The sequence below is a fragment of the Corallococcus sp. CA041A genome (assembly GCF_003612075.1).
Taxonomy (GTDB): Bacteria; Myxococcota; Myxococcia; order Myxococcales; family Myxococcaceae; genus Corallococcus; species Corallococcus exiguus.
In genome coordinates, this window is record NZ_RAWF01000014.1 from 41276 (window position 1) to 67183 (window position 25908).

Below are 25908 nucleotides of genomic sequence, written 5' to 3' on the forward strand. Positions count from 1 at the left end.
TCCCGGGGCCCCTCAGCGACCGAGGGGCTCCGTGAGGAGCCGGCGGTAGAGCGCCTCGTAGCGGTCGATGGCGGGGGCCATCTGGAAGTGCTCCAGGACCCGCGCCCGCGCGCGGTGTGAGAAGCCCCGCCAGCGCTCCGCGTCCTCGACCAGCGTGAGCACGTGCCGGGCCATGGCGGGGACATCCCCCAGCGGCGCCAGGAAGCCCGTCTCTCCGTGCGTGACAAGCTCTGGGATTCCGCCCAGGTCGCTGGCCACCACGGGAATGCCGCAGCTCAGCGCCTCCAGCGCGGCGAGCCCGAAGCTCTCCTGCTCGCTGGGGAGCAGGAAGACGTCGGAGGCGGCGAGCAGCTCCTCGAAGCGGTCCTGCTTGCCGAGGAACGCGACGCGGGCCTCCAGGCCCATCTCCCGCAGCATCCGCTCCGCGGGCGAGCGCTCTGGACCGTCTCCCACCATCACCAACCGGCAGGGACGGCGGCGGTGGACTTCCGTGAAGATGGAGACCACGTCGACGATGCGCTTCACCGGCCGGAAGTTGGAGACGTGGATGAGCACCGGCTCGTCGTCGTGCAGGTCCGGGAAGAGCGTGCGCAGGCAGGCGCGGTCGCGCACCGGTGCGTAGCGCGCGGTGTCCGCGAAGTTGGCGATGACGTCGATGGGGACGCTCTCGGGGATGTCGAAGCCCCGCCACGTCGCGCGGCGCAGGTAGGCCGACGGCACCGTCACCGCGTCGCTGCGCATGATGGAGAAGCGCGTAATCGGCAGGTAGCTGGGGTCGATTCCCACCAGCGTGGTGTCCGTCCCGTGCAGCGTGGTGACGACGCGCGGCGCCCTGGGGCCCAGCACCTCGCGCGCCATCCACGCGGCGGTGGCGTGCGGCACCGCGTAGTGGACGTGCAGGATGTCCAGGCGCTCGTAGCTGGCGACCTCGATCATCTTGGAGGCCAGCGCGATGGGATAGGTGCTGGACTGCTGGAGCGCCGGGTAGTCGCTCTCCGTCACCTCGTGGAAGACGACCTTCCGGTTCGCGCCATGGAGCCGGACCGGCAGGTCCCGGGCGATGAAGTGGACGCGGTGGCCCCGGTCCGCCATCGCGAGGCCAATCTCCGTGGCGACCATGCCGCTGCCACCGAACGTCGGAAAGCAGGTGATGGCCACGTTGAGCGGGGCGTTCATGTGCGTGCTGGGAAGAACAGGGGCCGGGCGAAGCTATTCCTGCGGAAGTGGTCGAGCGGGTCGGCCAGTCCCAGCGCCTCGCGGAGGATGTAGGGCTCGCCGTGGGTGACGCCAATCTGCGCGCCATGGAAGCGGTCCCGGGCCTCCAGCGAGGACAGCGACAGCGGTGAGCCCACCAGCGTGGGCGGCGCGTCCGGGCGGGGCATCACCTGGCTGGCGTAGCAGTGCACCGCCGCGAGCTTGCGCTCGTAGACGGCGGAGACGTCGATGATGACGCCAGGCTCGGCCAGGTGCCGCAGCGGATAGTAGAGGACCTGCCGCGGCGTGAAGGGCTCCGCGGCGGACTGCGCGTCGAACTTGCGCACGCCCGCGAAGAAGAGGGCGCGCGTCACCAGCGCGCTGGCCGCCTCGTGGTCCGGGTGTCGCTCCTGCTCCCAGGGCACGACGACCAGCTCCGGACGCAGGCGGCGCAGCGCCTCCACCACGCGGACCACGGCGGCGGTGCGGGCGCGCTCGGGCTCGGGCGTGTCGAAGCCCGCCCAGGGATTGAGCCAGCCGTCTGGCAGCTCCAGGTTCTCCCGGTGGGCCAGCCCCAGCGCGCGGGTGGCGGCTTCTGTCTCCTCCGCGCGGGATTGCGGCGTGCCGCGCGAGCTCTTCTCGCCGCGCGTCAGGTCGACGATGCCGGTGCGGTAGCCGCGGGCGGCCATGCTCGCCATCAGCCCGCCGCAGAACAGCTCCACGTCATCCGGGTGTGGGCCAAACGCGAGGACGTCGATGTCGTAGGCGGTGCTGGTCGCGCTCATGGCGTCAGGTCCTTCGAGTCACCGGAGAAGGGGACACACGCGTCGAGCACCTGCTTCGTGAAGGCACGCGTCCCGATGCGGCAGGCGAAGTAGGGCAGCCCCAGGACACGCTCCTGGGGCGCGTCCTCCGGGAAGAGGAACGTGCGCAGGCGGTCCACCTGTCCGGCCGCCGTGGCATCGCGCCGGGCGAGCGCGCGGCGGTAGCGGCCCGTCAGCCGGGACACCGCGACCCGCACCGTGCCCTGGGTGCGGCGCAGCGCATCCTGGAGGCTTGCGTCCACCGCCGACACCTGTCCGGCGACGCGCTCCAGCTCGGAGGAGAATGCGTTGAAGAGGCGGGCCTCCAGGGACTCGGGTGTCTCCACCGGCTCCGGGGCATCCCGCGTGGCCAGCCGCGTGAGCAGCGTGTCGCGCGGCACGTTCACCTCATCCGGCTGGAGCCCCACCTTGCCGAGCCACCGGCGCGCGCGGTCATCGAGCACGCGGAAGCGGGCCCGGGGAATGGCGAGCGGCATCGGCTGGCCCGCGTGGGCGTAGAGCGGCGCCAGTTGCGCGAAGTAGGCCAGCTCGCCCGGGCCGCCGACATACGCCGCCGTGGGGAGCCAGGTGTCCTGGAGGAAGGGGCGCAGCAGCGCGGACGTGGTGAAGCGCAGCGGTTCACGCTCCAGGGCGGCGTGCAGCGCGTCCTGGGGGATGGCGCTGCCTTCCGGGTGGCCCACCAGACTCCAGGCGCCTGCTTCCGCCGGATCCAGCCGGTAGCGCGGGCCATCCAGCGCATCCGGTGAGAAGAAGCTGAGCGGCGAGCCGGGGCGGACATGGACCTGCACCGCGTAGCCCGCGCGGGTGAGCGCCTCCGCACGGGCCGCGAGCACCGCGGAGAGTGTTCCCGCTTCCCGGAGGGCGAAGCGATGCACGGGCGCGGCCAGTGGCGCCAGCCGTGCGTCTCTCGGGTCGAGGAAGACCAGGCCCTCGTCGGCGAAGAGGGACGACAGCACGTCGGTGAAGGCACCCGCGAGCGTGGCTTCGGGACGGTAGGCCTGCTCCAGCAGGGAGAGGAACTCCTCCGCGTGGGGCTCTGCTCCCAGCTCGGCGCGGAGGGTGGCCAGGGCAGGGAGGACGCTCGGGCCCAGGTGGCGGTGGGCGATGGGCGCTCGAGACGTTGCCGCATCCGGAAGCTCGAGCGCCAGGCGACAGGGCCCTTTGCCCGGGCGTGGGATGACACAGTGGTCGATCTCCGGAAGGTCGTGGTCCTCCGTCTGGAGCCAGAAGACGGGAACGCAGGGCCGGCCGGTTTCTTCCTGGAGCGCGCGCGCCGTGACGATGGCGGACGCGGCTTTGTAGAGCGTGTACAGCGGGCCCAGGAAGAGGCCCATCTGCTGTCCCGTCACCACCGCCACGGTGCCGGGCCGCGCGAGCAGCGCGAGGTTTCGCTCCCGGGCGGGACTCGGCGCGAGGCGCGCGTTCTGCGCGGCGAGGACGTCCAGCAGCGCGGGCGACACCGTGCGCGACGCGGCGGCGGCCACGGCCCGGGCGCGCGCTTCACTGTGCCGATAGTCATCCGAAAGAAAGGAGAGCGCGGACGCATCTCCGCGAAGCCACGCGGTCGAGAAGGAGGACGTCACGGCCTGCGGTGATAACAGGTCGCGGCGGGCCCGCCACCCGAAGTGCGTGCTCGCACGCCGCGTTCGGGCGTGACGGCGGGCGTCATCCCGGAATGAATGCGGACCGCGCGGGTTGGTATAGGGTCCGTCCGGATGCGGAACCTGCTCCTCGGAATGATGCTGGCCATGAGCCTTGGATTCGGGTCGACGGCGGTGGCGCGGCCAGCCCGGCAGCCCCACGCGGGTGAAATCGCGGCGGGCCTGAAGCGGCTCGGAGTGACGGGCAGTGTGCTCTATGTCGCGGCCCACCCGGACGACGAGAACACGCGCCTGCTCGCATGGCTGGTGGGAGAACGCGGCCTGCGCACGGGTTACCTGTCCGTGACGCGCGGGGATGGTGGGCAGAACCTCATCGGCACCGAGCAGGGCCCCCTGCTCGGCCTCATCCGCACGCATGAGTTGCTCGCCGCGCGGAGCGTGGACGGCGCGGAGCAGCTCTTCACGCGGGCGCGGGACTTCGGTTATTCGAAGAGCGCGGAAGAGACGCTGCGCATCTGGGGACATGAAGCGGTGCTGGCGGATGTGGTGCTCGCCATCCGGCGCTTCCAGCCGGACGTCATCATCACCCGCTTCACCACGGAGCCTCCGAACCACGGCCACCACACGGCCTCCGCGCTGCTGGCGGCGGAGGCCTTCATCGCCGCCGCCGACCCGAAGCGCTTTCCCGAGCAGTTGTCCGAGGTGAAGCCGTGGAAGGCGGACCGCCTGCTGCAGAACGCCTCCTCGTGGTCGTTCAAGCCCGATGAGGACCTGTCCCGCTACGTGAAGCTGGAGGTGGGCGGCTACGACGCGTTGCTCGGGCGTTCGTGGGGCGAGGTCGCCGCGGAGAGCCGCAGCCAGCACAAGAGCCAGGGCTTCGGCCAGGCCGCGGACCGGGGCCCCGCCGCCGAGTACTTCACGCCGCTGGCGGGGACGCTTCCGAAGCGCGAGGTGTTCGAGGGGCTCGACTTCTCCTGGAAGCGTTGGACGGGCTCGGAGGCGGTGGCCCGCGCGGTGGCCGCCGCGACGAAGGCGTTCGATGCGCGCGCCCCTCACCTTTCCCTGCCCGCGCTCGTCCGCGTCCACGAGGCGCTGACCGCGCTGCCGGACACCCACCCGTGGAAGGCGCCCAAGCTGCGTGAGGTGGAGGCGCTCATCGCCCACTGCGCGGGGCTGTTCCTGGAGGTGCGCGCCGCCGCGCCCACGGGCATCCCGGGGCTGCCCGTGGCGTTGGACGTGGTGGCGCTGAACCGCTCGCCCGCCGCCGTCGAGTGGGTGGGGCTGACACTGCCAGGCGGGAAACCCGAAGCCGTGGGGAAGGCGCTGGCCGCGAACGTGCCCCTGAAGCTGTCGCGCACGGTGACGCTGCCGGTGACGGCGCCCATCTCCACGCCCTACTGGCTCCGGGAGCCTGTCACCGGAGGGCTCTACACGCTCAAGGGCGAGGACCGCGCGCTCACCGGCCAGCCAGAGGGCGTTCCCGCGCTGTCGGTGGCGTTCGAGTACCAGGTCGCGGGCCGGCGCTTCCGCGCGGTGCGTCCGGTGGTCCACGCCTGGACGGACCCGGTGCGCGGCGAGCTCTACCGTGACTTCGAGGTCGTCCCGCCCGTCACCGCCACGCTGGCGCAGGACGTGCTCATGTTCCCCAACGGCGAGTCCCGTGCCGTGCCGGTGGAACTGGCCGCGGGGATGGACCAGGTGCCGGGCACGGTGCGGATGGTGGCGCCGCCCGGCTGGCGCGTGGAGCCCGCGTCGGTCGAGTTCAAGCTCGCGGCGCGCGGAGACGAGCGCACCGTCACCTTCCATGTCACACCGCCCCCGGGCTCGAAGCAGGAGGGAGTCCTCTCCGTGGAGGTCGACGTGGGAGGCCGCGCCTGGTCGTGGAGTGCCCGTCCCGTATCCCATCCCCACATCCCGCCGCTGACGGTGCGCCAGCCCTCCACGGCCACGGGGGTGCCGTTCTCCCTGGCCATGAAGGGCAAGCGCATTGGCTACATCCCCGGTCCGGGCGACCGCGTCGCGGAGAGCCTGAGCGCGGTGGGCTACGACGTGACGCTGCTCCCCGAGGAGCGGCTGGCCCGGGAGCCGCTGGAGCGCTTCGACGCCATCCTCGTGGGCGTGCGCGCCTTCAACGCCAACACGCACCTGGCCGTCCACCGGGAGCGGCTGCTCCAGTACGTGGAAGGCGGCGGGCGGCTGGTGGTGCAGTACAACACCAACAGCCGCGTGGGGCCGCTCACGTCCTTCGTCGGGCCCTATCCGCTGGAGATTGGCCGCGACCGGGTGACGGATGAGACGGCGGTGATGACGCCGCTGCGCGCCAATGAACCGCTGCTGCGCGCGCCCAATGCGCTGACGGCCGCGGACTTCGAGGGCTGGGTGCAGGAGCGTGGCCTCTACTTCGCGTCGTCGTGGGACGCCCGCTATCAGCCCGTGTTCGCCATGCACGATGCCGGCGAGGCGCCGCTCCAGGGCGCGCTGCTGGTCGCGCGTCATGGCAAGGGCACCTTCATCTACACGGGCCTCGCCTTCTTCCGTCAGCTCCCCGCCGGGGTTCCCGGCGCCTACCGCCTGTTGGCCAACATCCTCTCTCCATGAGCACCGCTCCCAACCTGACCCCTCCCGAGCCCGCCGCCGTCGCCCCCGTGCGCCGGCCCGAGCTCGATGACGCGCCGCCGCTGCTGGGCTCCTGGCGCAACATCTACATCCTGGTGCTGGGCGCCTTCGTGCTGTTCGTCGCCGTGTTCTGGGGACTCACCGAGGCGTACGCGTGACGGGGCTCGACTGGCTGGTCCTGGGCGGGACGATTGCGTTCATCGTGGTGTGGGGCCTCTGGAAGTCCCGGGGGCAGGCCACCAGCGACGAGTACATGCGTGGAGGCCGTGAGCTGCGGTGGCCCACCATTGGCCTGGCCGTCATGGCCACGCAGGCAAGCGCCGTCACCTTCCTCTCCGTCCCCGGGCAGGCCTACGAGGACGGGATGCGCTTCGTGCAGTTCTACTTCGGCCTGCCGATCGCGATGGTCATCATCAGCGCGGTCTTCGTGCCCATCTACTACCGGCTGAACGTCATCACCGCGTACGAGTACCTGGAGTCGCGATTCGACCTGAAGACGCGGCTCTTGGGCGCCTTCCTCTTCCTCATCCAGCGCGGGCTGGCCGCGGGCATCACCATCTACGCGCCGTCCATCATCCTCTCCACCATCCTCGGTTGGCCGCTGGAGCCCACGGTCATCGTCATGGGTGCGCTCGTCATCCTCTACACGGTGACGGGAGGCTCCAGGGCGGTGAGCCAGACGCAGAAGCAGCAGATGGTGGTGATGATGGGCGGCATGGTGGTGGCCGCCGCGGTCATCCTCTGGCGCCTGCCGGAGCACGTGTCGTTCGGCAAGGCGGTGGATGTCGCCGGCGCGTTCGGCCGGATGAACGTGGTGAGCTTCGACTTCGACATGCAGGACCGCTACAACTTCTGGTCCGGCATCACGGGAGGTCTGTTCCTGTCGCTGTCGTACTTCGGCACGGACCAGTCCCAGGTGGGCCGCTACCTGACGGGCCGCTCCATCTCCGAGAGCCGGCTGGGGCTGCTCTTCAACGGCGTGCTGAAGATCCCGATGCAGTTCTTCATCCTCTTCGTCGGGATTCTCGTCTTCGTCTTCTACCAGTTCAGCACGCCGCCGCTGCTCTTCAACGACGCGCTGCGCACCCGCGTGCAGGGCACGGCGCAGGCGGCCGAGTACGCCGACCTGGAAGCGAAGTGGGAGCAGGTCCAGTCCGGCAAGCGCGCGGAGGTGGAGCGCTACCTGTCGGCCGTCGAGTCGGGCGACGTGGCGGCCGGCGAGGCGTCACGGGCGCTGCTCCAGGGCGCACAGCGGCAGGCGAGCGAGGTCCGCAAGGAGGCCAAGGCCATGGTGGCGCGCGCGCTTCCGGGCGCGGAGACAAAGGACTCGGACTACATCTTCATCGCCTTCGTGAAGCGCTGGTTGCCCAGCGGCCTGTTCGGGTTGCTCATCGCCGTCATCCTGTCCGCGGCCATGAGCTCCATCTCCAGCGAGCTGGTGGCGTTGGGGACCACCACGACGGTGGACTTCTACCGGCGGGTGTTCCGGCCCGACGCCTCGGACCGGCATGTCCTGGTGGCGTCCAAGCTGTTCACCGTGTTCTGGGGGCTGGTCGCGGTGGCCTTCGCGACCTTCGCTTCGCTGCTGGACAACCTCATCCAGGCCATCAACATCCTGGGCTCCATCTTCTACGGCACGGTGCTGGGCCTCTTCCTGGTGGCCTTCTTCGTGAAGCACGTGCGCGGCCATGCCGTGTTCGCGGCGGCTGTCATCTCCCAGGCGACGGTGATTGCCCTCTTCTTCCTCTCCGACGTGGGCTACCTCTGGTTCAACGTCATCGGCTGTGCGCTGGTGATGGTGCTGAGCCTGGTGATGCAGGGCGTCCTGCCGCGCGGCGAGACGCCGGCACCGGCGCCGGGGACCTGAGGCTGGCGCTGGGCCTGGTCGCCGAGCCATGCCCGACCCGAACTCCCGGCGGAGGACCTCGCAGGCGAGAAGTTCTCCGAAGGCGACGAAGGGGAGGGCACCGGGGCGGTGTTTCCGCGGCGGTCACCCAGTGCAAGCGCGCGTGCAACAGCAACTGCAAGGGCGCCAGGAACAAGTCGAAGTGTGTGGGCGAGTGCCGCCGTGCCTGCGACTGAGTGCTACGGAATGCGCCCCCTTCGTTACTCCATCAACGTCACCCTGGACGGATGCTGCGATGGAGGGCATCAGCCAGTCTTCGGTGGCGGACCCGGAGTTGCTGACGTGGCGCGAGCGCGCGCGGGACGCCGTCCTGCCGGAGCTGCCTCGCCAACCTCCAGGTGCATTCGCAGCCAGTGTGCCAGCGCTTCTGCCTTCTCCTCGCTGGGGAAGCTGGCGACGGGTTCCCCAGGCCCGTCTCCAACACGGCCTCCGAGGGCTGACCGGGACGGGGATACACGGGGAGGGTGGCCCCCACGGGATAGCGCGCCACCAGCGCCTCCGGCTCCACCCTGTTGAAGGAGGCGAAGCGGACCTTGCCGCCCTCATGGGGCTGCCCCATGCATTCACGAGGAATGGGGGAGCGCCGAACCGACCTCAGGCGCACCTCCCGAGGTCGTTCGAGAGTCATGGGCGCGGGTTCAGGGCTTGACGCTCCACGTGTTGTCGTCTTGCAGTGTCGCAGTGAGTGAGTAGACATTGTCCGGGTAGACGACCGGAGCCGTCTGGGTGACGGTCTGGATGTCCAGCACCGTCCCCACTTTCTGGTCAACCCCGGCCGCAACCCAATACGAGGGCGTGGGCGTAAAGACATGCTTGAGGTTGGTGCCGGCCTGGGTCGCGAACGTCCCGGCATCCCCCATTCCGATGCCCACCGAGAACTGGGAGTTGGGGACGTCAGACTGATCGTAGATGGTCAAGGTCCCGAGGCCGCCGCCGGCCTTCGCCGGAGTCAGGTTCGGGCCAGGCGTCACCGAAAACTCGGTCGTGTCCCCGACTGAGGGATCCGCATCGATTGACATCCCTGCCACGAACGGCACGCCGGGCTGCAGGACACCCGTCTGTCCCCAGAGGAAGGTGTAGTTGATCGTCCACTTGAAGGTGATCTGTGCTTTCGGCACGATCATGTACGGGCTGGCGAGCCACGCCAGCGAGAAGATGTCGTTCGTCTGCTCCGGAAACGTCTGATACACATAGAAAATCCACGGCTCGGCGGATTGATTCACCATGGTGAGGGAGTAGGTCGTGCCGTCGGCGGCCGAATTCACAGCCCCCGCCTCGAAGCCATAGGGATTGTCTCTTCCACGCGCCTGTGTATCCACCTTGGCAACGTAAGCGCTCTCATCTTGCGGGAGCGTCATCTCGGGCGACACGTCCATGGCAAACATCATGGGTTTCTCTCCGGTGGGGGGACTGCTGTTGGTGGGTGTGTCTGAACAGGATGTTCAAGGGGGTTGAGCGTGGGCTCGGGCGTCCCCTTGAGCACGCGTCGTGCCAGCCCACGCTGACGCGGTGACGGCAGTGACAGCCGTGGCGGTGGTGGCGCTGTCGCGTGCGCGCGCCTGTCCTGGACATGTCCGGACATGTCCGGACGCGGGCGGCTTCAGCCTCGTCAGGGGGCGTGTCGCGGAACCGGGGCGGGCGCGCAGACGCGGAGGCCGATGCGGATGTCCCTCGACGAGGGCTCGTTGGGCATGCGCGAATTGGAGCGGTTGGAGATCCGGTCGTAGTACCAGGACCCGCCGCGGGCCACCGCCTCTCCGGGCTCGCGGACCGACCGCACCCATTCGATGACGTTGCCGGCCAGGTCCATCACCCCGAAGGGGCTGGCGGAAGCAGGGTGGGCCCCCACCTCGTCTGGACCGAAGCCCAGCGGTTGCCGGCCATAGGTCTCATCGAAGTTCGCGTCGTCCGGCGCGAGCAGGTCGCCCATGGGGAACAGGCGGGCGTCCGCGCCACGCGCCGCGCGCTCCCACTCGTATTCGGAACACAGCCGGGCTCCCGGAACGCGCCCGGAGCGGTCCAGCCATGCGAGGTACGCCCGTGCGTCCTCCAGCGAGATGGCCGAGATGGGAAAGCGCAACCAGTCCTGCACGGCCCTGTGGGCGCGGCCCGGGTAACGGATGGGCTCGCCGCTGCTCGCGGAGAGGGGGTGCTGCGTGGGCTGCAGCATGAGCCGCCAGCCCGCCTTCTCCCGGGTGAGCGCCAGCGCGCCGGCCGTGGAACGCACTCCAGGCGTCCGTCGCCTCCGCTCGTCCGGTGGCAGCGCCTCAAGGAACGCGAGCCACTCGGCGAACGTCACCTCATGGCGGGCGATGAGGTAACCCCCGGTCGTCACCTGCCGGAGCGGGGGCGCCTGGAGGAACTCGCGCCGCAGGGCCTCGTCGTCGCTGCTTCCGAAGAGGAACCGGCCCGGCGGGACGTAGACGAAGCCCTCCGGGACGTCGGCCGCCCGCGGCAGGGGGATGCGCGCCCGCAGGTCCTCTCCCGATGCGAGCACCACTGGCAGGACGGCGCGCGTCAGGCCCGGCGCCTGGAAGGTGAGGACATAGGACCCCGGGCCCGTCGCGAGGGCGTGCGACGCGATGGGCGTCGGGCCCAGGGAGATGCCTTCGGACAGCCTGGGCGCTCCGGGCACGCCCGTGTCGTGCTGGAGCAGCACCTCCGCGCCCGGTGGCTCCGTGGCGAGGTCCAGGACCGGCGGTGCGAGGAGCTGGCGTTGGCCGGTGCCGTCGTCATCGAGGCTCGCCAGCCTGCGCAGGGCTTCGCGCCGCTGTCCGGGACGGAAGAACCACTCCGCCAGCTCCATGCGCCGGATCAGGACCTCCGCGAGCAGTCCGCGGGCCTCCCGCCGCGAGCCGTCCAGCAGCAGGGCGGTGTCGAGCGCCTGCGTGGCGCGCTGGTAGGCCTCGTCCGCGCGGCCATCGCTCTTTCGTGCCTCGGCCCAGGTCTCCTCCGGCGGCCCTCCCTCTGCCACGGCCGGAGCACCGGTGAGGGCGCGCTCCCCTCGCGCGTCCCATGTCTGGAAGGCGTCCGCGCGCGAGGCCTTCGCCGCGGAGTGGTGGGCCCGGGCTTCGGTGATGGACGCCCGGGCTTCATCCAGGTGCTCCTGCACCGTGCGCTCCAGTGCGTGGCGGCCCTTCAGCCAGGCCGTCCCCCCCGCCACCATCGCGGTGAGGGGCAGGGCCAGCGCCAGACCCAGGCGCCGCGCGAAGGTGCGCCGGAGCGCCCGCCGCGAGGCCTTGAGGAATGCAGCTTCCCGCCGCGTCAGCGCGAGGTTGCCGGCCGCGGTCACCGCCGCGTCGAGCTCACGCCGGCTCCACAGCGCCGAGGCGGGGCGGTCCGCGCGCTCCCAGCCGGCCGCGGCGAGCCTCACCCGTTCGAGCACCTGCCGCTCCTGGTGGGCCGCTTCAAGCCATCCGCGCAGGGTGGACCAGCCCGCGAGCAGGGCTTCGTGCGCCACCTCGTGGACGTGCGACTCGCCGTCCTGCCGGACCACGACGAGCCGCGCCCGGACCAGGGCCTCCAGCGCGATGCGATTCGCGGAGGTCTCCGCACCGAGCTCCCCGGTGGTCCGCCGGACCCGGGCGCCTTCCGGGCTGATGAGTCGCAAGAGCAGGCCGCGAGCCGCCAGGCGCGCATCGGGGGCCAGCGCCGCCAGCGCTCCGTCCGCGTGACGTCCCAGGGCCCCGGCCACGCCCCCGAGCGCCTCCAGCGACGCCTCCCGGATGTGCTGTGTCACCCGGTCGCGGGCATCCCACAGTTCGGCGAGCGTGAACTGGAGGATGGGCAGTCCTCCCGGGGCGTGGGCGGAGGACGCCACGAGCGTGTCCACCAGGGCCTCCGTCTCGAACGCGACGCCCGTCACGCGCGCCGGACCGACCACGGCCTCGCGCGTCCCTTCCGGGCCCAGCGGCTTGACGAGGAAGAGGGCGCGCGCCACTTCATCCTCCAGCCCCGGCAGCGCCGCCAGACGCGTGAAGTAGTCCCCTCGCACCGTGGCCAGCGTGCGCACCCCCCGGGCCAGGATGGCCAGGTGCCCGAGCACCTGCGTGAAGGCGGACGCCTCGTCCGGCTCGCTCTGGGTGAACAGCTCCTCGAGCTGATCAATGAACAGCAGGGTGCCCCGCATGGGCCCGGCGGCGCGCAGGGTCCGTGCCATCGCCGCGGGCTCACGCCGCACCTGGGCGGCCAGCGTCTCCTCGGACAGGCCGAGCCGGCTCGCCACCGCGGCGACCAACGCCGTGAGGGGCCGGCGCCCGGGCATGAGCGACAGCACGGTGTAGGCACAGCCGTCCTCGAGCCCCGCTTGCGTGACGAGCGGCGCCACTCCCGCCCGGCACAACGAGGACTTGCCCACGCCCGAGTCCCCCGCGACGAGCACCAGCGCCTGGGCGCGAAGCCGCTCATGGATGGCGCGGATCTCCGCTCCGCGTCCAAAGAAGAACCCCCGGTGCTCCGCCTCGAAGGCCTGGAGCCCGCGATAGGGATTGCCAGGGGGGACCGGCACCGGGGCGCCGTCCTCCTTCAGGCGTTCGAGCTCTGTGCACAGTGTGTCGGCGGAGGCGAAGCGCCGTGCCGGATCGTATTCCAGACACCGGAGGATGATGGCGCGCAGGCGGACGCCGAGCCCGCTTCCGGAGGGCTCCGGCTCCGGGTTGGGTGCGCGCGCTTCGGGGGCCCTGGGTTCGTCCACCGATCCGCTCGCGGTGAGCTCGTCGAAGGGGCGTTGGCCCGCCAGCAGCTCATGAAGCACCATGCCCAGGCCATAGACGTCTCCCCGCGGGCCGGGCGGTTCGCCACGCAAGACCTCCGGCGCCATGTACCCGCGCGTGCCTGCGATTGGGACGGTGAGCCGGGCCGCGGGCGCGGCGTCCCCCGGAGCCGCCGTCCAGGAGAGGGCGAGCCCGAAGTCGACGAGCTTCACCTCGCCATCTGGGAGCACCATGACGTTGTCTGGTTTGACGTCGCGGTGGAGCACCTGCGCGCGGTGGGCGGCGGCCAGTCCCCGTCCCAGTCCCAGCGCGATGGCCAGGACCCGCTCCGGGGGGAGCGGCGTGGACAGGCTCCCCAGGGAGTCACCGGGGAGGAACTCCTGCACCAGATAGGGGTGGGAGCCCACTTCCGAGACCCGGTACACCGTCACCACGTTCGGATGGCGGAGGCGGGCGAGCGCCCGGGCCTCGGCGAAGAGCCGGTCGCGCTGGCCCGGGCCGGACCGCTCCGCGCCAATGAACTTGATGGCGACCCTCCGCTGGAGTGCCGTGTCTTCAGCCAGGTAGACGCGGCCCATTCCCCCCTGGCCCAGCAGGCGGATGAGGCGGTACTCGTCGAACGCTGGGGGAGGCTCCCAGCCCTCCGGGCCGGAGGCGCTCAAGGCATTGGAGGAAACGCGCAGTTCCCACCCTCACAGGTTTTCGGCCCGAGGGGATCCCCGCCGCACGCGGGACAACGGGTGCGGAGCCCGCCCCCCGACCCATCGTCCGTGACGCAGTACTCGTTCTTCCAGGTCTGGGTCAGCAACAGGAAGGGCACGCCCCCATCGAAGTACTCCCTCAAGGGGGTCCCCGCCTTGCCGGGCTGCTGGCAGTCGTAGCTCGCCTTCAGGTGCGCTCCTGGCGCCCCGTGGATGCTCGAGAGGGGGGCGGGGGCGTAACGCGGCCGCAGACAACTTCCCCCGCCTGGCATCACCCCGAAGGGCAGGGCGCCTTGCTCGTTCCAGGCGGCCTCGAAGAGCAGCGGCGGGAGCCCTCCGCCGTCGAAGGTGTCCTGGGTCTGGATGCCATGGCCGTCGACGAAGTCGACGTAGGTGCCCTGGCACGTGAAGGGCTCGCCGTCACCGTTGTAGTCGGCGCGCGCGGCCCGCACACACGCCTGGAACAGCCGCGCGAGCGGGGGGCCTCCCTCCCACTCCTGATCCGGGAGGTAGCCCCAGTGCGCGCAGACGCCGACCGCGCCCGTCGTGCAGCTCGCCGTGAAACAGGGCGCGTCGCCGCCTCCGTCGTTGAAGCCTCCATCCGGCATCCAGCAGCCGGGGATGATCACGGCCTTCCCTTGATAGAAGTCGCCCGCGTCCGGTGAGCATTCATTGGGGTTCTGCGTGCGATAGCCCTTGCCGGCGCAGACGTTGCGGTTCAGGGCGACATCGGTCACGGTATAAAACTTGAGCCTGGCGCCCGCGTCTTGAAGGACCGCGGGCAGGCACGGGTCCACGGGCGGGACCTCGGTGATTCGATAGGGCCGCTCATCGCTGCCCGTCCAGATGCCGACGACACCGTCGAACCGTCTCCGGAAGAAGACGCTGCCGCCATCGACTCCAGTCCAGCCGGTAGGGCTGGGCGCCTGGGGGTTGACGTGATCCGGTTGGAGGGGCGTGGCCGGGCGGGAGGCCTGGGCCCGCGGCCCGGAGGCGATGGGCACGGCACAGTCCTGGCCGCTCAGCGCCGCCATCAAGGCCATCATCGACAGGGGAAGCAGAGAACGCATGGGACCCTCTGGGAAGTCTCAACCGGGACGCGGCGGGGGGACGCGGTAGTGGTCCAGCTCGAGCCCGAAGTCCTCGATCCACCGATACACCTGCTGCCGCGAGCACCCGAGGTGCCGGGCGACCTCCGCGACCTTTCCCTGGTGCGCGCGCAGGTGGGTCTCCAACTCCTGGGGGGTGGCTTCGATTGCGCGCGCCGGACGCGGAGCAGGAGGCTGGGAGGACCCCTCCTCCGCTGACGTCGGCGCGGGAGTCCTGGCCGTCAGCATCCGTCGCTCCGCCTTCAGCTCGTGCTCCACCTGCATCCCCAGTTTCAGCGGTCCTCCGTCCGAAGCGATGACCGCGATGGAGAGCACGTTGAGCAGGCCCCGCACGTTGAGCGGCCAGTCATGCAGGAGCAGTGCCTCGGCGAGGCCCACGTCGATGGGCCGGGCTTCGGCCTTCATGCGGCCGAGGAGGTGGCGCGCGAGCGGCGCGATGTCCTCGCGGCGCTCGCGCAAGGGGGGCATCACGAGGCGCCACTGGACGAGCCTCGCGTAGAGGTCCGCGCGGAAGGCGGCCTCGTTCACCTGGGAGACGAGGTCCCGGTGGGTGGCCGCGAGCACCCGCACGTCGATGGGGAGCTCCTGCGTTCCTCCCAGGGCGCGGACCTGCCGCGTCTCCAGCACGCGGAGCAGCTTGACCTGGAGCATGGGCGGCATCTCCCCCAGCTCGTCCAGGAACAGCGTGCCTCCATGCGCCTCGCGCAGAAGCCCGTCCCGGGAAGCCGCCGCGCCAGTGAACGCGCCGCGCACATGCCCGAACAGCTCGCTGTCCAGCACGCTCTCCGCGACGCCACCGCAGTTGAGCGCGATGAAGGGCCCCGCGCGGCCGCTCAGCACATGGAGCGCGCGCGCCACGACCTCCTTGCCCGTCCCGGTTTCGCCCAGGATGAGCACCGACTGCTCATACCGCGCCGCCCGCTCCAGGTCGCGGTGGAGGCGCGTCAGCGCCGCGCTCCTGCCCACCAGTCCGTCGATACGCTGTTCGTCATTCGGGGCCTCGGAGGCCTCGGCGAAGACAAACAGCGTGTCCCCCATTCGAAGGACATCCCCCCACGCGAGGGGGGCGCGTCCCGTGAGCTGTCGTCCATTGAGACGGGTTCCATTGTGGCTTCCCAGGTCTTCGACGAACCAGCTCCCCTCGACGCGTTCGATGCGCGCATGGCCACGGGAGAGCCGGGCGTCGTCCAGGGCGACCCGGGAGAAGAGTGGTGCGCCACGCCCCAGGAGCGTCGAGCCGTTTGCAAGCCCATGCCGCTCATCCCCGATGAACGCGTTCCGCGTATAGGCAAGGACGAGCGCCGCCGCTCCAGTTCCGCCTTCAGCAGAGGGCGCGTGCTCGGCGCTGAGGGTGTCGTCGGTCATCTTGGCCGCCACCCATCATATTGCAAGGAGAAGGAATCCGGGAAAACCTGCGCATGCTGTATTCTCCCGTCGGAAAAATCGGGTCCAGTACTACGCGTGCGTCAGCGAACGCGTCAGTGCATGCACGCTACTGAGAGGGAGCTGCCCATGTTGGGTTCATCTCGCTCCGTATTCTTTGGCGCCACTGCCGCGCGGACCGGACACTTCGAGGGAACGGGGCCGCTCGTGGTCAAGCGATCCCGCTGGACGGCCATCCGCTGGAGCGTCTCGTGCGGCTCCGAGGCGACCTCCTCGCCAAGGGTTGTCGACGACGACGTCTACGTGGGAACGCGGCGCGGTGGGGTGGTTGCCGTCGACGCGCGCCCTCGCCTGCGGCAAGGAGCGTGGGTCCCATGAGGCGGGCGCTCCCCACGGCGCGCCGCCCGCCTCATGGGACCCACTGGATTCCCGGGTGAGGGATTGACTCCCGGTGCCTGCGCCAGAGGCAGGTTTTGAGAGGGGCTGACGTGTCAGCCATTCGTTTTGACGTGTCGGTTATTGCCAGAATGGCGTCGCCCCTGCGTATGACTACCGATGCAATCGCAGCAGGTAGTCTGATTGCGGCCAACCTGGAGTCTCGACGAACCGGTGCGGTACTGTGGTTGGGTTTCCGCCAGGGGGCAGCACCGCGGAAGCATTGACTCGAGTGAAGCACGCGAATGTCAGGGGGATGTTGCTTCATGTCAGGCGTGAAGGCGCAAACCACTCGGGAAGCGGTGCATGCCCCGTCCACATCGTCCGTGGGCCCTCGCTTCGATTCGCGGCAGGACCTGGAGTCCGAGCGGGCGAAGGTGCGGGACATCCTCGCCACCGGGCAGACCCTGGCGCCCGCCACGCGCCACTCGATGGAGTCCGCCTTCGGCACGGGCTTTGGCGACGTGCGCGTGCACACCTCACCCGAGGCGGGGGCCGCGGCGCGGGCGCTCGGTGCACGGGCCTTCGCGGTGGGGACGGACATCGTCTTCGGCGCGGGGAACTACCTCCCCGGTGTTCCTGCGGGAGAGCGCCTCATCGCGCATGAGCTGGCGCATGTGGTGCAGCAGCGCTCGGCCGGCGTGAGCGGGCTGGCGGCCTTTCCGGAGTCCGTGTCCACGCCCTCGCACCCGGCCGAGGTGGAGGCGGAGCGGGCCGCCTCGCTCGCGGTGCGCGGCATGCCGGTTCCCCGGCTCACGCCCAGCGCCGGCGCGGTGATGCGCGACGTGAGCATGAACCTGGACGCCGGGCCGGAAGCGGACGTCGTGCCCGTGCGTCCCACTGCGCGCACCAACAGGCAGATGGTGGCGGAGGGGCGGGAAGCCGTCTCCAATGCGCTGGACCCGACGCAGCGCCATCTGGTGGCGGACCTGACGCACCTCATCGTCTCCGGGCAGGACATCCTCTGGCTCGATGCGAACGGGAAGCGCAAGGGCACGTTCGCCATGCGACCGGACGCGGTCATCTGGGCGACGGGGTACTACCTGGCCATGGAGTCGGCGCTGGTGCGCCTGGTCGAGCAGAAGAACGAGCGTTGGTGGGCGCCCTGGTCCTTCGAGAAGGACGAGACGGCCTTCCTGACCAACTGGCTCCAACCGGCGGAGGCGACGCGCTTCCAGGCGGAGGTCGCCTCGGTGGGGTCGTTGGTGGCGCTGGTGGGCATTCCCGAGACGAAGCCCGTGGACGACTCCGGCTCGGGTGATGTCGCGACCGCCGAGCGGCTCGTCTCGAAGGTGCGCGAGCGCATCGCCCGGAGCGTCGCCACGAAGGAGGGGGACGAGGAGACTTCCTCTCCTGGCGGAGAGGGGAGGGGCGTTCCGGATCGGTTGGTGGTGTGGTCCGACGAGCGTGGCCCCTTCGTTAACGTCTGGGCGGACGGGGTCTGCAAGGCCCTGCCCGTGTCGGACGGCGAGACGGAGGAGGCGCTCCAGTCGCGCGTGGAAGAGGCCACCGAGGAGCTGCGCGAGTCCCGCGACGCGGCCAACAGCACGCAGGTCGCGAAGGGGGCGAAGCAGACGGGATTCACGGGCAAGGACGGCCAGTTCGTGGGGGGCGCATTGCCCGCGGACGTGCCTCGGCTGGCGGGCGCCCGGAATGTCGCCAACACGCTGCCGTACCCCTCGAAGATCGTGAATTACGGCCAGGAGATCACCGTCACCGGCTCGAGCAGCCGCTTCGAGATGACGCTGGATTACGCGTCCGCGGGCTCGACGACCCTGGACCAGGTGGGCGCGCGGATGCAGCCCATCACATACTTCTGGGACATCTTCGACGTCACGGACATGCAGCCCGAGAGCCGGGGCGACATGCGGAACGCGGCCCTGAGCTCCGACAACCAGCTGTCGCGCACGGACTCCATCGCTCGCGACTTCGGGCGGAAGATGGACGACATCGCGGAGGACACGGCGGCGGACGTGGATGACGCCACGTCCGGTTCGGCGCTGTCCGTGGTGGCCACCTGGCCCGCGCGCTCCGCGTGGTTGGGGGTGGTGGGGCTGAGCAACGTGGTGCGCTTCGGGAAGGCGAGCATCAGCAGCTACATCGACCTGATCACCACGCCTCGGAGCGAGCAGGGCGTGGGGTGGGACCACGAGGGCGAGTTCCTCGTCCGCTGCGTCGCTTCGCCCCAGTTCGACGACGACTCGCCCGTCCGTCGTGCCTCCAGCGTGGCCGCGGTCGTCGTCAAGGTGATGGACGTGAACCGGCGCGCGACGCAGGTGAACGACCAGAACCTCACGAAGCTCCGGCGACTGGAGGCGCTGCGCGACCAGGCCACGGGGGAGGAGCGCGACGGGCTCGACGCCCAGATCGTGGCCCTGCGACGGGTGGAGACCGCCAGCGTGGCGGAGCTGGGCGGCGATGCTCGCACGGCGCTCGAGGAGCGCATCACGGTGGCGAACCAGCTCGCCGCGGATCGCAAGGGGAGCGTCGCCAGGGACTCGCGTACACCGGCGACGCGATTGCTGGATGCGCAGCTCGAGCTGCAGGGCATCCCGCTGGAGGAGTACCAGCAGCAGCTCGCCCAGCAGAAGGAGCAGTTGGGCCAGCGGCTCCAGCTCATCGGCAAGGTGGGCGCGCGCATCCCGGGGGCCAACTTCCGGCCGGCCGTGACGCTGGTCTCCGAGGAGAACGGTCAGGCCCACGAGCTCGTCATGATGCTGGGCGAGGCGGAGGGCTCGCGCGAGGGAGCGCGTCACTACCTGCTGGCGGACGTCACGGCGCCCTCTCCGAAGGACCGCTACGTCTTCGAGGGGCGCAGCAGTCAGGCGGGGACGCAGGGCCATGCGGAGGCGGTGCGCAAGGCGTTCGTCGACTTCCGGGAGAACAACGGCTACGGGCGCGGCACGCTGGCCCTCCGGTTGCCGAAGGCGCTGGAGGACGCGGCGGGCGGCCCCCTGGGGCTGGAGCCTCGCATGCGCAGCGCCCCGGGCACGCGCGGCCGGGTGATGCAGCGCCTGACGGACCTGGCCACCGTGGCGGAGATCGCGGGCCTGTTCCTCACCGGCCCCGCGGGCCTGGCGGTCGGACTGGTGGGCGGCGTGGCGGGGGCCATCGTCGCGGTGGACAGCCTGTCCCGGCGGCACTCGGCGGGCGCGCTCAAGTGGGACTTCCAGACCCTCATGGACGTCTCGGCCATCGTCGGCGGCGTGGCGGGGGTGGCGGCTCCCGCTCTGTCGGCACTGCGCAACGCGCCCCGCTGGGCGAAGCGCGTGGAGCGGCTGCAGGGACTCCTCCACATCTACGGCGTCACCCAGCTCGGCGCGACGGTCATCATCATTCCGTACCAACTCGAGATGGAGCTGGCGGAGTTGGAGAAGTTGCAGGGGCAGCTCAGTCCGGGCCAGCTGGCGGCGCGGCGGGCGGAGGCCATCCTCGGCGCGGTCCGTTCGGGGTTGATGACGGCGGGCTCGGCGGTGCAGATGCTCCACCCGTCCGACGCGGGCGGCTCGCCTCGTGCCGCGGACTCCGAGGACGGTCTCTCCACGCGACCGGCGGAGGGGGAGCCTCGGGTCTCCACGCCGGACGAGGTCCTGGAGCCGGTCTCACGTGAGGCACATGAGGCCCGTGCGCCCGGCGACGAAGGGCCGCTGCCCGTGGATGCCGCGGGGCCGACGGCGCGGCAGCCCGCGAAGAGCGAACGCGTCACGGCGCTGGAGCTCGAGCTGGGTGACCTCCAGGGCAAGGTGGCCGTGGTGGAGCTGGGGCCCCCGGAGTTGAAGGGGCGCTCCACGCGGGTTCGCTACCGCAAGGGCCGGGTCCAGATCGAAGTGGGACCCGAAGCGGGGCCTCACCAGATCCGCACGCATGTGGAGACGGCGCGGCTCCTGCGCCGCTACGAGGGGCCCATCGGCCACATCCGTCAGTTGCTGAGCCGGCTCGTCCAGGCCCTCACGCGCATCCCCGGCTACGGCACGCTCGGCTTCGAGTCCCGGCTGGAGGTGCGCAAGCTGAACCGCATCATCAGCGAGCTGGAGTCCCTCCACGCGGGCATCGACGAACGCATCCAGAGGGTCGGAGACAAAGAGGACTCGGCGCTGGCCCGTGAGAAGGAGTCCGTCCAGCGGGACATCGCGGAGCTGGAGGTCCAGCTCGAACATTACGAGCGGCTCGTCGACTCCCTGGAGGCCGGGCGTGGCTATGTGGCCGCGGAGTACCATGCGGCGACCGCGACCACGCTCTCCACGGTGAAGGCGGAGCTGGCGACCCTCCGGACCGTGCTTGAGAAGGATGGGAATCTGTCGATCGTCACGAGGATCATCGACCAGGCGGCGCTCCTCCAGCACCAGGGCCGGATGACGGGGGTCGAGGCCTGGGTCCAGGACGCCGCGATACACAGCACGACGCCCCGGTTGCTGGAGCTTCGCCTGAGCGAACTCTCCGCGTCCGTGAAACAGGCGTCTTCGTCGCCCGCGGATCTCGTGACCCTGGTTCCGCCGGCCTCGGGGAGCACGGCACCGTTCACGACCTCCGTGACGACGGGCGGCGGGAAGGCCCGCAGGCAGATAGGGGACCGCGAGAAGGCCGCGCGCCAGTGGTTCTCGGGAGACGAAGTGGCCGCGTTCGACCTCTGGGCGGATCGTGAGGTGGGCCGCGGCCGCGATCTCGAGAAGTCCTTGGACACCAGTGGTGGGAAGGGATTGAAGGAATCCGTCGTGAGGGGCTTCGTCGATTCCGTGGCGGACTCAATGGCCCTGACGGAGCAGGCCCACCGGCATGTCGCCAACCTGGTGAGAGATCCTCTCCGTCCCAACCTGCCGCATGAACGTACTGAAAAGGGCGTCCGAATTATTTCGGGGACTGAGGAGGCCAGGATGAAAGATTTCGAGATCCAGCAAGCCTCCGAAATCCAGGCGCGCTCGAAGGAGACAGTCGTCCTCTTCGACAGCGACGCCGGGGGGAAATCCTTTCCGGGCATCGACGGCACCATCGGCTCACCGCCACGCGCCATGCAGCTCAAGTATCTCCCGTCGACCGCCGAGGACTCCGCCTCGCGAGGCCAGGCCATGAAAGCCCTGGTGAAGGCGCGAAATGCTGGATTCAACCATGTGGAGGTCTACATCAAGCCGGATGGCAAGGAGATGAAGGACGTCAAGGCCGGCTGGGGCGGCCCCTTGAAGTCGCACACGAAGGACCCCCGGCCGGTGGGGGACGTCTTCGAGAATCAGATCATCAAGCTCATCGAAATCCAATGTACCGATGGGGTACTTCGGGTCGAGTTCGTGAACGGAACGTACGTCTTCAGGACGACGCACGTCTTCAAGGAGCAGTGATGGCGGGACTCTTCATCAAAGCTTTTGCGCCGGGCGTGGGGACCGCCGAGGCCGCGGCCCGGCTCGCGGAGGCCCTGGCGAAGACTGGCAGGACCATCCACTCGCGGCAGTGGCGTCACGGGGCCGGGCCATCCTCCTCGAGCGGCCCCTGGCGGTTCTCCTGGCGGGTGATCCGCGCCACCGCGAGAGGCGGCACTGCGTTGACCCTCCAGGACGGGCCCTCCGAGCGCTGGGACCTCGACTTCTTCCGGGCGCTGTCCTCGGTGGTGGATGGCGTGGTGGTGGGCATGGACCTGTATGACTCCCTGTCTCGAGAGGGGCTCGCCAGCTTCTTCTCCGGGCGCACAATGGAGGTGGCCCTCGAGGAAGCCAGCAGTCCGCTCATCGCGCTGGGCGGTCCTTCGCTCCACCTGCTCCTCGGTGGCGCCTCCCTGGAGAGCGTGTACGAGGAGCGCTTCGGTAACTTCTGCAACTCCGTGGGCTCCCTCTTGCACGTGGGAGAAGTCCTCGAAGAGGGACACTGGGAGGTGTCGCCTCCCGCCACGGACTATGTGCTGGAGACCCTGCCACCCGAGAGCCTCCTGGTGTTGTCGAATGTCGAGGCGTCGGACTGGAGCGCCGTGGCCGGACGGCTCGCCCCGGGTGGACGGTGGCGCGCGGGACGGACACCGAGCACGAAGACTTCCTTCGTTGAGCTGCGTCACCCGGGCGTTTTCGACGAAGCACGCGTCATCGCCATCTCCAAGGCACTCGCATGTCCCGTCTCGGCCATCGAGTTGGTGTCGGGCGGTTCGCCCTTCCGGTGGGTCGAGGCGAACCAGGGGGACCTGGAGTCGTCGGGCGTGGGCGCGACCGGCATGGATTTCTTCAACGCGCTCGGCCGCGCCGTCTTCTTCCTGGGGGAGGGGCCCGGGCTGGTGTTCGGTCGTGGTTCCGGCGGGTGGCACGAAATCACCGGATGAATCCAGCTTGATTCAAACCCTGGCGCCAGGTCGAAAGACAGACCTCGACGGGGCTTGGGAAAATCGCCGCGAAATAGCCAAGGCATAAATGCCGGTACGTATAGTTGATGGTTTGGCGGGGGCGGTGAGAGTCACATGTCAGACCCCCCGGTTATAAGCCTCGTCGACACACGGACCCGGCGCCAGTCGCGCCGCTCGAATTGCGTCATGACCTGATGGGTCGGGCGTCTGATATTCATTTCAAGGAGAGGTGGCATGGCGACCTATCTGCATCCAGGTGTCTACCTGGAGGAGATTCCGAGCGGTGCAAAGCCTATCGAAGGAGTCGCCACGTCGCTGGCTGCCTTCGTGGGCGCGGCGACGCGGGGTCCTCTGGGCACACCGGTGCTGGTGCACAGTCTGGAGGAGTACGAGCGCACCTTCGGGGCCATCAGCAGTGAGCAGGATGTGATGGGTTTCGCGGTGCTGGCCTACTACCAGAACGGCGGCAAGGACGCGTATGTCGCCCGCGTGGCGGACCCCACGGGGGCCGTGGCGGCCACCGCGACGCTGAACAACGCGGATGTGTCGCCGGACCCGGTGCTCAAGTTGAGCGCCACCAGCCCTGGAGCCTGGGGCAACGGCCTCCACCATCGCGTGGTGCGCTCGGCCTCCACGGCGGCGCCGGCCTTCACGCTCGAAGTGGGCCACATGGAGCTGGTGGACGGGCTGCAACGCTTCAAGGCGGACCTGTCCTTCCCGAACCTGTCCATGAACGAGCGCTCACCGAGCTACGCGCTCTCGGTGGTCAACGGCGACTCCTCGCCGGTGCGGCTCGAGTTCGCCAACGGCACCGTGAAGGACCTGGCCGACTTCGGCAAGCTGACGGGCGCGGCGCTCCACGCGACGGCGGTTCCCGCCAACTACTTCACCACCTTCGGCCTCCCGGAGGAGCTGTCGTTCAGCATCAACCTGGACGCGCTGGGCACGCGCAACTTCACGGTCCTGAAGACGCCCCTGGCGCTCGGCGGGACGGACGCGGCCGCGGACGCGGACAAGGTGGCCGCCGCCATCCAGCAGGCGGTGCGAGGCATCTCCGGCACGGACGCGCCCTTCAAGGACTTCACCTGCACCTACGAAACGGCCACGCGCCAGTTCGTGCTCTCGTCGCCGAAGTCGTCGTACGCCTCCGTGGAGGTCTACGACACGGGCTCGGGCCCCACGCTCGCCAAGGCGATGAAGCTGGACCCGGCCTCCAGCCCCACCGCGGCACACGGCGCCGTGATGCTGACGCCCGCGTCGGTGGAGGCCAGCTCGACGGCGAAGCTCGCGGGCGGGGCGGCCAACGCGCCCCGCCCGGAGGACTTCCAGGCCGTCTTCGGTGGCGCGCTGAGGAAGATCCGCGACATCACCACGGTGGTGCTGCCGGGCAACTCTCTGCCGAGCACCGGCGCGGGCAACGGCGCCGTCGCCGCGGCGCTCGCGCACTGCGAGGAGATGCGCAACCGGGTGCTCATCGTCGACCCGGAGCCTGGCTTCGAGCTGACGTCGGCCTCGCGCGTGGACCAGCTCAAGCTGCCGACGTCCACCTATGCCGTCGCCTACTACCCCTGGGTGAAGGTGGCCAACCCCTTCTACAAGGCGGAGTCGCCGGGCACGAAGAGCCCCACGGTGAAGGTGGCGCCCTCGGCGTTCGCGGCGGGCATGTGGTCGCGCGTCGACGCGCGCCGGGGCGTGTGGAAGGCGCCCGCGGGCGTGGAGACGGGGCTGACGGGCGTGGCGGGCCTGGAGTTCGGTGTGGATGACAGCGTGCAGGACCAGCTCAACCCGCTGGGCGTCAACGCGCTGCGCGCGCTGCCGAACTTCGGCTCGGTCCTCTGGGGGGCTCGCACGCTGGCCACCAAGGTGGACCCGGAGTGGCGCTACGTGTCCGTGCGCCGCACGGCCATCCTCATCGAGCAGAGCGTCTACAACGGCATCCAGTGGGCGGTGTTCGAGCCCAATGACCACCGGTTGCACGCGGCGCTGCGCACCAACATCGGCTCGTTCATGGACGGCCTGTTCCGGGCCGGTGCCTTCCAGGGCGAGAAGGCCTCCGACGCGTACTTCGTCCGCTGCGGTCTGGGCGACACCATGACCCAGGGAGACATCGACCGGGGGCAGGTCATCGTCGTCGTCGGGTTCGCGCCGCTCAAGGCCGCCGAGTTCGTCATCGTCCGCATCCAGCAGAAGCTCCAGCAATAGGTCCACGACCGAGGTGATGAGACATGGCCGCACCAATGTTCACGGTGAACACGCACCGGCACGACCCGTACCGGACCTTCAAGTTCCAACTGCTCATCGACGGCCGTCCGGTGGCCGGGCTCAAGAAGATGGGCGCCCTGAAGAAGAAGACGGAGGCCATCAAGTGGCGCACGGGGGGAGACCCGTCGCACGAGCGCATCCTGCCGGGAGGCACCAGCTACGACCCCATCACCCTGGAGCAGGGGCTGACGCATGACCCCGTGTTCGAGGCCTGGGCCGCCCTGGTGAACAACGTCGAGGGTGACGCGGCGATGTCCTTGAAGAACTTCCGCAAGGACCTGGTGATCAACGTCCTCAACATGCAGGGGCAGGTGGCCATCTCCTACAAGATCCTCCGGGCCTGGGTGTCGGAGTACCAGGCGCTGCCGGACCTGGACTCGCAGGCGATGAACACGGTGGGCATCCAGACGCTCACGCTCCAGCACGAGGGCTGGCAGCGTGACACGAGCGTGGCCGAGCCCGCGGAGACCTGATGCCGCTGCCAGGTGGACTCCTCCGCGCCGGAGCGCTCCGGCGACAGTTCTCCTTCCGCGAACCGGACGGAGTCCTCGAGCTGGAGCTCGCGGAGCTGGCGCGGGGGCGCGGGTCGCTGCCGCGCAAGGTCTCGCGGGTGCTGGCGGCGGCGCTGGAGCACGTGGGCGGTGCTCCGGTGGACGGGGTGCTCGCCGGTGAGCTGTGTGTCGCGGATCGACAGTTCCTGATGCGGGGACTGGAGCGGCTGCTCGGCCTGGAGCGGTCGTGGCACACGGTGGTGTGCGGCGCGTGCGGCGAGCGGTTCGACTTCGAGCTGCCGGTGTCGCGCTTGCCGGTGAAGCAGGCGGGGGAGGGCTTCCCCTTCGCGGAGGTGGAGAC

At 70.0% G+C, this 25908-nt stretch carries 16 protein-coding genes; 9 read left to right on the forward strand and 7 right to left on the reverse strand.

What is annotated here, in order from left to right; all coding sequences use genetic code 11:
• Positions 1-12: 12 nt before the first annotated feature.
• From bshA to bshC, 3 genes are read right to left on the reverse strand one after another with little or no spacing between them, the layout of a single operon-like run.
• Positions 13-1176, reverse strand: a complete 1164-nt coding sequence (bshA, locus tag D7V77_RS04740; protein ID WP_120575075.1) for an N-acetyl-alpha-D-glucosaminyl L-malate synthase BshA — start codon at positions 1174-1176, stop codon at positions 13-15.
• On the reverse strand, positions 1173-1979 hold the full coding sequence (bshB1, locus tag D7V77_RS04745) for a bacillithiol biosynthesis deacetylase BshB1 (RefSeq protein WP_120575076.1): 807 nt from the start codon (positions 1977-1979) through the stop codon (positions 1173-1175). Before bshB1 ends, bshA begins: the two co-directional genes overlap by 4 nt.
• Positions 1976-3601, reverse strand: coding sequence for a bacillithiol biosynthesis cysteine-adding enzyme BshC (gene bshC / locus D7V77_RS04750; RefSeq protein ID WP_120575077.1), 1626 nt, complete (start codon positions 3599-3601; stop codon positions 1976-1978). The genes bshB1 and bshC overlap by 4 nt, the downstream gene beginning before the upstream one ends.
• Positions 3602-3733: 132 nt before the next feature.
• Between bshC and D7V77_RS04755 the strand changes: the two genes are divergently transcribed.
• From D7V77_RS04755 to D7V77_RS04765, 3 genes are read left to right on the forward strand one after another with little or no spacing between them, the layout of a single operon-like run.
• Positions 3734-6217 (forward strand): PIG-L family deacetylase, encoded by a 2484-nt coding sequence (locus D7V77_RS04755; RefSeq protein ID WP_120575078.1) that lies wholly within the window; start codon positions 3734-3736, stop codon positions 6215-6217.
• Positions 6214-6393, forward strand: coding sequence for a hypothetical protein (locus tag D7V77_RS04760; RefSeq protein ID WP_120575079.1), 180 nt, complete (start codon positions 6214-6216; stop codon positions 6391-6393). The genes D7V77_RS04755 and D7V77_RS04760 overlap by 4 nt, the downstream gene beginning before the upstream one ends.
• Complete coding sequence (locus D7V77_RS04765) at positions 6390-8102, forward strand: sodium:solute symporter (RefSeq protein ID WP_120575080.1); 1713 nt, start codon at positions 6390-6392, stop codon at positions 8100-8102. Before D7V77_RS04760 ends, D7V77_RS04765 begins: the two co-directional genes overlap by 4 nt.
• A gap of 677 nt (positions 8103-8779) precedes the next feature.
• On the opposite strand, the gene D7V77_RS04770 is transcribed toward D7V77_RS04765, so the two are convergent.
• The 4 genes from D7V77_RS04770 to D7V77_RS04785 all read right to left on the reverse strand — a co-directional run bounded on the left by D7V77_RS04770 (position 8780) and on the right by D7V77_RS04785 (position 16028).
• Positions 8780-9529, reverse strand: a complete 750-nt coding sequence (locus D7V77_RS04770) for a hypothetical protein (RefSeq protein ID WP_199733733.1) — start codon at positions 9527-9529, stop codon at positions 8780-8782.
• 221 nt (positions 9530-9750) lie between these two features.
• The gene (locus D7V77_RS04775) at positions 9751-13515 is read right to left on the reverse strand and encodes a bifunctional serine/threonine-protein kinase/formylglycine-generating enzyme family protein (protein ID WP_120575081.1); all 3765 of its coding nucleotides are present in this window, start codon (positions 13513-13515) and stop codon (positions 9751-9753) included.
• Complete coding sequence (locus D7V77_RS04780) at positions 13512-14624, reverse strand: ADYC domain-containing protein (protein WP_233596694.1); 1113 nt, start codon at positions 14622-14624, stop codon at positions 13512-13514. Before D7V77_RS04780 ends, D7V77_RS04775 begins: the two co-directional genes overlap by 4 nt.
• Before the next feature lie 18 nt (positions 14625-14642).
• Positions 14643-16028, reverse strand: coding sequence for a sigma 54-interacting transcriptional regulator (locus D7V77_RS04785; RefSeq protein ID WP_255424549.1), 1386 nt, complete (start codon positions 16026-16028; stop codon positions 14643-14645).
• A gap of 147 nt (positions 16029-16175) precedes the next feature.
• Here D7V77_RS04785 and D7V77_RS04790 point away from each other — a divergent pair, with 147 nt between their 5' ends.
• The 6 genes from D7V77_RS04790 to D7V77_RS04815 all read left to right on the forward strand — a co-directional run.
• Positions 16176-16424, forward strand: a complete 249-nt coding sequence (locus D7V77_RS04790) for a PQQ-binding-like beta-propeller repeat protein (RefSeq protein WP_233596695.1) — start codon at positions 16176-16178, stop codon at positions 16422-16424.
• A gap of 323 nt (positions 16425-16747) precedes the next feature.
• The gene (locus tag D7V77_RS04795; RefSeq protein WP_158624323.1) at positions 16748-21811 is read left to right on the forward strand and encodes a DUF4157 domain-containing protein; all 5064 of its coding nucleotides are present in this window, start codon (positions 16748-16750) and stop codon (positions 21809-21811) included.
• On the forward strand, positions 21811-22773 hold the full coding sequence (locus D7V77_RS04800) for a hypothetical protein (RefSeq protein WP_120575085.1): 963 nt from the start codon (positions 21811-21813) through the stop codon (positions 22771-22773). The genes D7V77_RS04795 and D7V77_RS04800 overlap by 1 nt, the downstream gene beginning before the upstream one ends.
• A gap of 255 nt (positions 22774-23028) precedes the next feature.
• Positions 23029-24996, forward strand: a complete 1968-nt coding sequence (locus tag D7V77_RS04805) for a phage tail sheath C-terminal domain-containing protein (protein WP_120575086.1) — start codon at positions 23029-23031, stop codon at positions 24994-24996.
• Between the two features lie 23 nt (positions 24997-25019).
• Positions 25020-25529, forward strand: coding sequence for a phage tail protein (locus tag D7V77_RS04810; RefSeq protein WP_120575087.1), 510 nt, complete (start codon positions 25020-25022; stop codon positions 25527-25529).
• Positions 25529-25908 (forward strand): hypothetical protein (locus D7V77_RS04815; protein ID WP_199733734.1); only part of this gene is annotated, 380 nt, incomplete at its 3' end. The genes D7V77_RS04810 and D7V77_RS04815, both read left to right, overlap by 1 nt.